Genomic DNA, 7,176 nt, shown 5'->3' on the forward strand with positions numbered 1-7,176 from the left:
GTCCACATTAGTCACAGGGCGTTAACCTTTTTACCGTTGCCCCGGTCCTTCGACGCAACGCGTCACCGTTTCCGTGTGCCCCTCAGGGCACGAACGGCCACACTGGAAGTCCTCACCAGCGTCCACTGACGCTGGTTTTTCGCGTGGGAGCCAAGCCCGGCACGCTTCGAGTGTGTCTGGGCTGTTTTTGAGATGGCTCCCCGGACGGTATTTGCCGTTTTCCCGACATCGCTGCTGCCCAACCAGCGAGCAGACGATGTCTTGACTCCGCGAACATGTCGTTCCGCCTGTGTTTATCTGGCGGCGTGCGCGGATCATGCAAGATGGGAGATCTGAATGAACGCCTGGTTATCATGGCGTCCCGATGAGCGTATTGCGCAGCTGATGCGCGGTGTGCTGCGGCGCGGGACGCGACTCAGTCATCACCTGTTCAGTATTGTCGGCGGAATCGCCGTGGTACTGGCACTCGCTCTCTGGCTGATGCCGACATGGCGCGGCGTGCTCGCCGCGCGGCTGATGCCGGTGGTGTCCGCCGCCGTGCAGGCCGGTCCGGCCCGCCTGCTGCAAGGCAATCCGATGCCCGCGATCGGCCCGGCCCACTACAACGGTCCGTCGTCCGACGACTCGCTGGCGGCCACCACGCCCGGCATCTCGGGCAACCCCGACGCCGCGAACGACGGCGGCACGACCTTCACGGTCGGCAGCACCAGCTTCGACAGCGCCTTCAACAACTCCGGCTCGGCCGGCATTGGCGTCGCGACGCTTAACGGCCTCGATCCGCGCACGATGCAAAGCGTCACCGCGCTGGCCAGCCTGATTCCGTCGCAGCGCGTCTCCGCCGATGCCCGCGACGACCGCGTGCTGGTGTCGAGCCGCGAGCAGGAACTGGTCGCGTCGTACCTCGCGCGGCGCTACCGCGTCGCCCAGGAGCCGGTCGGCGAGCTCGTGAAAGCCGCATTCGACACCGGCCGCGAAGTCGGTCTCGATCCGCTGCTGCTGCTGTCGGTGATGGCGATCGAATCGGGCTTCAACCCGTATGCGGAAAGCGGCGTCGGCGCGCAGGGTTTGATGCAGGTGATGTCGAAGGTACATTCGGACAAATTCCAGTACTTCGGCGGCCAGAGCGCGGCGCTCGAACCGCTCGCGAACATCAAGGTCGGCGCGCTCGTGCTGAAGGATTGCATCGCCCGTGGTGGTTCGCTGCCGGGCGGCCTGCGTCTCTACGTCGGCTCGACCTCGCCGGACGACGGCGGCTACGGCGCGAAGGTGATGGCCGAGCGTGGCCGTCTGCGCGACGTCGCACGCGGCCGCAAGGTGCCGATCAACGCACCGCAGGCGCCGGTCCTGACCGCGTCGGCCAATCCGGTTCCGGCTGCCGCGAGCAGCAACGGCGGCAACGGCAAGCGCGTGCAGGTGACGTTGCAGACCGGCCACGCGAGCGCGTCGACGCATACGCCGTCGGCGGAGCAGGATGACGATACGAGCGCCAGTGCGACGCGGCATGTCGCGTCGGCTTCGGAACTGGGGGCCTGACTGACGGCAGCGGTTCCGGGCAGTTGAGCTCGTTAAAAAAATGGACACCCGAGGGTGTCCATTTTCGTTTCCAGCGGCTGATTCGGCGCCGCGCTCCGCGGTTCAATGCCGCCCAAATAGCTTCGCCAGCCGCTCGACCGCCTCTTCGAGCTTCGGATACGCGGTCGCATACGACAGCCGGATATAGTCCTTCGGCGCATGCGTGCCGAAATCCATGCCCGGCACCAGCACGACGCCGGCATCGTGCAGCATCGCCTTGGTCAGCGCCGCGCTGTCGCCGGCCGCCGGATGGGCGACGCCGCGGCAATCCGCGTACACGTAGAACGCGCCGTCCGGCATCACCGGGACCGCGAAGCCGAGCGCTTCGAGCGCCGGCGCGATGAAATCGCGGCGTCGCTTGAATTCGAGGCGACGCGCTTCATAAATGGCGATCGTATCGGGCTCGAAGCAGGCGAGCGCCGCGTGCTGCGCGAGCGCCGACGCGCAGATGAACAGGTTCTGCGCGAGCTTTTCGAACGCGCCGACCATCGCCGGCGGCACGACCAGCCAGCCGAGCCGCCAGCCGGTCATGTTGAAATACTTCGAGAAGCTGTTGACGGTGATCACGTCGTCGCCGAACGACAGCGCCGACACCGGCTTCGCGTCGTAGCTCAGGCCCTGGTAGATTTCGTCGACGATCGTGAAGCCTCCGCGCGCCCGCACGGCCTTGACGATGCGCTCGAGCTCGGCCGGCTCGATCGACGTGCCGGTGGGGTTCGACGGCGACGCCAGCAGCACGCCGCGGGTGCGCTCGCCCCACAGCCGCTCGACGTCGGCGGCGGTCAGCTGAAAGCGCTCGGCGGGGCCGCTCGGCACCATCACCGGCTTGCCTTCGACGGCGATCACGAAATGGCGGTTGCACGGATAACACGGGTCGGGCATCAGCACTTCGTCGTCGCGATCGACCAGCGCCGCGCACGCGAGCAGCAGCGCGGCCGACGCGCCGGCGGTGACGACGATGCGGGCCGGATCGACCTCGACACCGTAAAAATCGGCGTAATGCGCGGAGATCGCGTCGCGCAGCGCATGCAGGCCAAGCGCGTTGGTGTATTGGGTGACGCCGCGGCGCAACGCGTTCGCGGCCGCCTCGATGACCGGCTCGGGCGCGGTGAAGTCGGGTTCGCCGATGCCCATGTGGATGATGTCGCGCCCGGCGCGCTCGAGCAGCGCGGCCTCCTTGGCCAGTTCCATCACGTAGAAAGGCTGGATAGCGTCGACGCGGGCGGCAAGGCGCGCGAGCGGTTCGGTCACGGAGTTCATACAGTTAGATCCAGTACAGAAGCACAGGCAGAAGCGGCAGTAGAAGCGGGACGGCGCGCGCGGGAAGGGGAGTGGGACGCTGAGATGCATGAGGCGCCGACGTAGCCGCTGTCGCGCGCGGGCTGCCATCTGGGCGGACGGCCAGCTGTGCCATCCGCGTGATTCGGGTAATGCGAGACGGCGCGTGACGGCCACCCACCAGGATGGCCGCACGCGCGCCCCGCTCAGCCCTTGCGGGCCGCTTGCGTTTCGGTCGCGCGCAGTTGCGCCGCGAGCTTGTCCAGCACGCCGTTCACGTACTTGTAGCCGTCCGAGCCGCCGAACGTCTTGGTCAACTCGACCGCCTCGTTGATGACCACGCGATACGGAATGTCGACGTGATTCTTCAGCTCGAACGCGGCGACCAGCAACACCGCGCGTTCGACCGGCGACAACTGCTCGATCGGCCGGTCGAGACACGGCGCGATCGCGGCCGACAGCGCCTCGGAGTCGCGCATCACGCCATGCAGGATCGCGTCCAGATGCTCGTGATCGGCCTTGTCGTAACCTTGCGCGCCGCGCAGTTGCGCGTCGATTTCACCGCCGGGCGAGCCCGACAGCAGCCACTGGTAAAGCCCCTGCGTGGCCAGTTCGCGGGAGCGTCGGCGTGCGCTCTTCATGCCTGTTCCTCGTCTTCGTCTTCTTCCTCGTCGTCATCGCCGCCGAGCTGTTCCAGCGCAACCGCGAGGTTGGCCATTTCGACCGCCACGCGCGCCGCGTCGCGACCCTTTTCGGTCATGCGCGCGACCGCCTGTTCGTCGTTCTCGGTGGTCAGCACCGCGTTCGCGACCGGGATGCCGAAGTCCAGACCGATGCGGGTGATGCCCGCGCCGCTTTCGTTCGAGACCAGCTCGAAGTGGTAGGTCTCGCCGCGGATCACCGCGCCGAGCGCGATCAGCGCGTCGAATTGCGCGCTTTCCGCGAGCTTTTGTAGCGCCAGCGGGATTTCCAGCGCGCCCGGCACCGTGACCAGCAGCACGTCTTCGCCGGTCACGCCGAGGCGTTCGAGTTCTTCGATGCACGAGTCCGCGAGGCCGTTGCAGACCGGCTCGTTAAAGCGCGCCTGGACGATGCCGATACGCAGTCCGTCGCCATCGAGGTTCGGTTGGTATTGTCCGATTTCCATGTGAATTCCGTAATGTTTGAGTGGGCGCGAGGCGCGCGAGTGGCCGGGTCAGCCTTGCGGGGCTTGCGTGCTGCCGCCGGGCATCGGCACGAAGCCCGTGACTTCGAGACCATACCCCGACATGCTGCCGAGCTTGCGCGGATTCGACAGCACCTGCATCTTGCCGACGCCGAGTTCGCGCAGAATCTGCGCGCCGATGCCGTAGGTCTTGAAGTCGACCGGCCGGCGCTTGAGCGCATCGGCTTTTTCCTTCGAGTCGAACGCCTTGAAGACGTCGATCAGATGGTCTTTCGTGTCGCCGCAGTTCAGCATCACGACCACGCCGAGATCGCGCTCGGCGATTTCCTTGATGGCTGCGTCGAGCGTCCACGAATGGGTGGATTCGCCGACTTCGAGCAGATCGAGCACCGACAGCGGCTCGTGCACGCGCACCGGCGTGTCGACGTCCGGGGTCGGGGTGCCGCGCACCAGCGCGAGATGCGGCTGGCCGCTCGGCTGGTCCAGATACATGATCGCGCGGAACGCGCCGTGCGCGGTTTGCATCGTGCGTTCGCACACGCGCTCGACGATCGATTCGGTGAGGCTGCGGTAGTGGATCAGATCGGCGATCGTGCCGATCTTCAGACCGTGCTCCCCGGCGAACTTGATCAGGTCGGGCAGGCGCGCCATCGTGCCGTCGTCGTTGATCACTTCGCAGATCACCGAGGCCGGCGTGAGTCCGGCCAGCGCGGTGAGGTCGCAACCGGCTTCGGTATGGCCGGCGCGCACCAGCACGCCGCCCGGCTGGGCCATGATCGGGAACACGTGGCCCGGCTGCACGATGTGCTCGGCACGCGCGTCGGGCGCGACCGCGGCGGCGACCGTGCGGGCGCGGTCGGCGGCCGAAATGCCGGTGCTCACGCCTTCGGCCGCTTCGATGCTGACCGTGAACGCGGTGCCGTACTGGGTGCCGTTGCGGTACGTCATCAGCGGCAGATTCAGCTGCTTGCAGCGTTCCTGGGTCAGCGTCAGACAGATCAGGCCACGGCCGTAGCGAGCCATGAAATTGATCGCTTCCGGAGTGACAAACTCGGCGGCGATCACGAGGTCGCCCTCGTTTTCGCGGTCTTCTTCGTCGACGAGGATCACCATCCGGCCGGCTTTCAGTTCGGCGATGATCTCTTGGGTGGAGGCGAGCGTCATGTTGGCGAGATTTTCGGGAAAGCGCGTATTTTACGCCACGCGCGGGCCCAAGTCGCCTGGCCCGGACGACATAGATCGTTTGGCCGACTACCGGTGGGCAGGCCGCCGTTGCTAAGCTCGTCGCAACGGTTGACGCACGGCGGCGAGGAGCAGGCCGGCGCGCGCGACGCGCTTTGAAAGGTGGCGCTGACGGATTGCAACAGTGCGGAATGGCAGTGGTGAATGCTACGGTCGAATGGATCGACAGTTCGTTCGTGGCCCTGTTACACAACATGCTCCACATGCATGGAAGCTTGACGCAGATCAAGAAAGGACGAGAAAGAACGCCGTGTTTTCAATGCGCGAGTTGCATGGTGCAGTGCGGAATAGGTCGAAAACGCGCGGTTTTGGGCGCCATCATGCTTTGGGGGTATGGAAGCGGACGGCAAAAGTATTGGACGCCAAAATCGCGCGAGAGGTATAAAAACGTCCAACGAACTTCCTCTCTCGCCGCCGCCCCATGACCCACCCGACCATCGAACGCATCGAAACGAGCCTCGTCGATCTGCCGACGATCCGCCCTCACAAACTGTCGGTCGCCACGATGTACGGGCAGACGCTGATGCTGGTGAGGGTCTATTGCAGCGATGGCGTGATCGGCATCGGCGAAGGCACGACGATCGCCGGGATGGCCTACGGCCCGGAAAGCCCGGAAGCGATGAAGCTGGCGATCGACGCGTACTTCGCGCCGGCGATGATCGGCAAGGACGCAACGCGCATCCAGGCGCTGATGGCGCACCTGGGCAAGCTGGTCAAGGTCAATCATTTCTCGAAGAGCGCGCTCGAAACCGCGCTGCTCGACGCGCACGGCAAGCGCCTGGACGTGTCCGTCAGCGAACTGCTGGGCGGGCGCCGCCGTGAACGTCTGCCGGTCGCGTGGACGCTCGCCTCGGGCGATACCGCGAAGGACATCGCCGAAGCCGAGCACATGCTCGAAGTGCGCCGCCACAACGTCTTCAAGCTGAAGATCGGCGCGAAGGAACTCAAAACCGATATCAAACACGTCGCCGAGATCAAGAAAGCGGTCGGCGAGCGCGCCGCGGTGCGTGTCGACGTCAACATGGCGTGGAGCGAGACCCAGGCCGCGTGGGCGATTCCGGCACTGGCTGACGCGGGCTGCGATCTGGTCGAGCAGCCGGTCGCATCGGCGGCCGCGCTCGCGCGCCTGATGCGCCGCTTCCCGGTCGCGCTGATGGCCGACGAAGTCCTGCAGGGCCCGGACAGCGCATTCGAAATCGCGAAGAACGGCGGCGCGGACGTGTTCGCGATCAAGATCGAGCAGAGCGGCGGCCTGTTCGCCGCGCAACGCGTGGCCGCGATCGCCGATGCCGCCGGCATCGAGCTGTACGGCGGCACGATGCTCGAAGGCGCGTTCAGCACGGTCGCGTCCGCGCATCTGTTCGCGAGCTTCGCGAACCTGCAATGGGGCACCGAACTGTTCGGCCCGCTGCTGATCACCGAAGAAATTCTGACCCGGCCGCTGGACTACAGCGAATTCGAACTGACCGTGCCGAACGGCCCGGGTCTTGGCATCGAACTGGATGAAGCGAAGGTCAAGCGCTTCACTCGCGATGGGCTGATGAAAGTCACGAAGTGACGCCCACCCGCCCACCAATTAACACCCCCTGATTGAGGAGACGCTGACCATGCTTTTCCACGTACGAATGGACGTCAACCTGCCGGTCGATATGCCGGCGGACATCGCCAATGACATCAAGACCCGCGAAAAGGCTTACTCGCAGGACCTGCAGCGTAGCGGCAAGTGGCGCCATATCTGGCGTCTGGCCGGCGAATACGCGAACTACAGCATCTTCGATGTGGAGAGCAACGCCGAACTGCACGACATCCTGGTCGGCCTGCCTCTGTTTCCGTACATGAAGATTTCGGTGACACCTCTGTGTCGTCACCCGTCGTCGATTCGGGACGACGACATCTGAGCCCAGTGGCGAGACCACGCC

General features: G+C 65.5%; 7 protein-coding genes. 3 read left to right on the forward strand and 4 right to left on the reverse strand.

Annotated features, from left to right (window positions below; genetic code table 11):
• Positions 1-336: 336 nt before the first annotated feature.
• Positions 337-1,533 (forward strand): lytic transglycosylase domain-containing protein, encoded by a 1,197-nt coding sequence (locus LJ656_RS16765; RefSeq protein ID WP_230510510.1) that lies wholly within the window; start codon positions 337-339, stop codon positions 1,531-1,533.
• 102 nt (positions 1,534-1,635) lie between these two features.
• Here the strand turns inward: LJ656_RS16765 and LJ656_RS16770 are convergent, their stop codons facing one another.
• The 4 genes from LJ656_RS16770 to ribBA form a co-directional block, all read right to left on the reverse strand.
• Positions 1,636-2,832, reverse strand: a complete 1,197-nt coding sequence (locus LJ656_RS16770) for a pyridoxal phosphate-dependent aminotransferase (protein ID WP_230510511.1) — start codon at positions 2,830-2,832, stop codon at positions 1,636-1,638.
• Between the two features lie 224 nt (positions 2,833-3,056).
• The gene (nusB, locus tag LJ656_RS16775; protein ID WP_230510512.1) at positions 3,057-3,491 is read right to left on the reverse strand and encodes a transcription antitermination factor NusB; all 435 of its coding nucleotides are present in this window, start codon (positions 3,489-3,491) and stop codon (positions 3,057-3,059) included.
• The gene (gene ribH, locus LJ656_RS16780; RefSeq protein WP_075302340.1) at positions 3,488-3,997 is read right to left on the reverse strand and encodes a 6,7-dimethyl-8-ribityllumazine synthase; all 510 of its coding nucleotides are present in this window, start codon (positions 3,995-3,997) and stop codon (positions 3,488-3,490) included. The genes nusB and ribH overlap by 4 nt, the downstream gene beginning before the upstream one ends.
• A 48-nt stretch (positions 3,998-4,045) precedes the next feature.
• Positions 4,046-5,179, reverse strand: a complete 1,134-nt coding sequence (gene ribBA / locus LJ656_RS16785; protein WP_230510513.1) for a bifunctional 3,4-dihydroxy-2-butanone-4-phosphate synthase/GTP cyclohydrolase II — start codon at positions 5,177-5,179, stop codon at positions 4,046-4,048.
• A 499-nt stretch (positions 5,180-5,678) separates the two neighbouring features.
• Here ribBA and LJ656_RS16790 point away from each other — a divergent pair, with 499 nt between their 5' ends.
• On the forward strand, positions 5,679-6,815 hold the full coding sequence (locus LJ656_RS16790) for a muconate/chloromuconate family cycloisomerase (RefSeq protein ID WP_230510514.1): 1,137 nt from the start codon (positions 5,679-5,681) through the stop codon (positions 6,813-6,815).
• A gap of 49 nt (positions 6,816-6,864) precedes the next feature.
• The gene (gene catC, locus LJ656_RS16795; protein ID WP_230510515.1) at positions 6,865-7,155 is read left to right on the forward strand and encodes a muconolactone Delta-isomerase; all 291 of its coding nucleotides are present in this window, start codon (positions 6,865-6,867) and stop codon (positions 7,153-7,155) included.
• The last annotated feature ends 21 nt before the right edge of the window (positions 7,156-7,176 follow it).

It is taken from the genome of Paraburkholderia sejongensis (genome assembly GCF_020880815.1).
GTDB classification, from domain to species: Bacteria; Pseudomonadota; Gammaproteobacteria; order Burkholderiales; family Burkholderiaceae; genus Paraburkholderia; species Paraburkholderia sejongensis.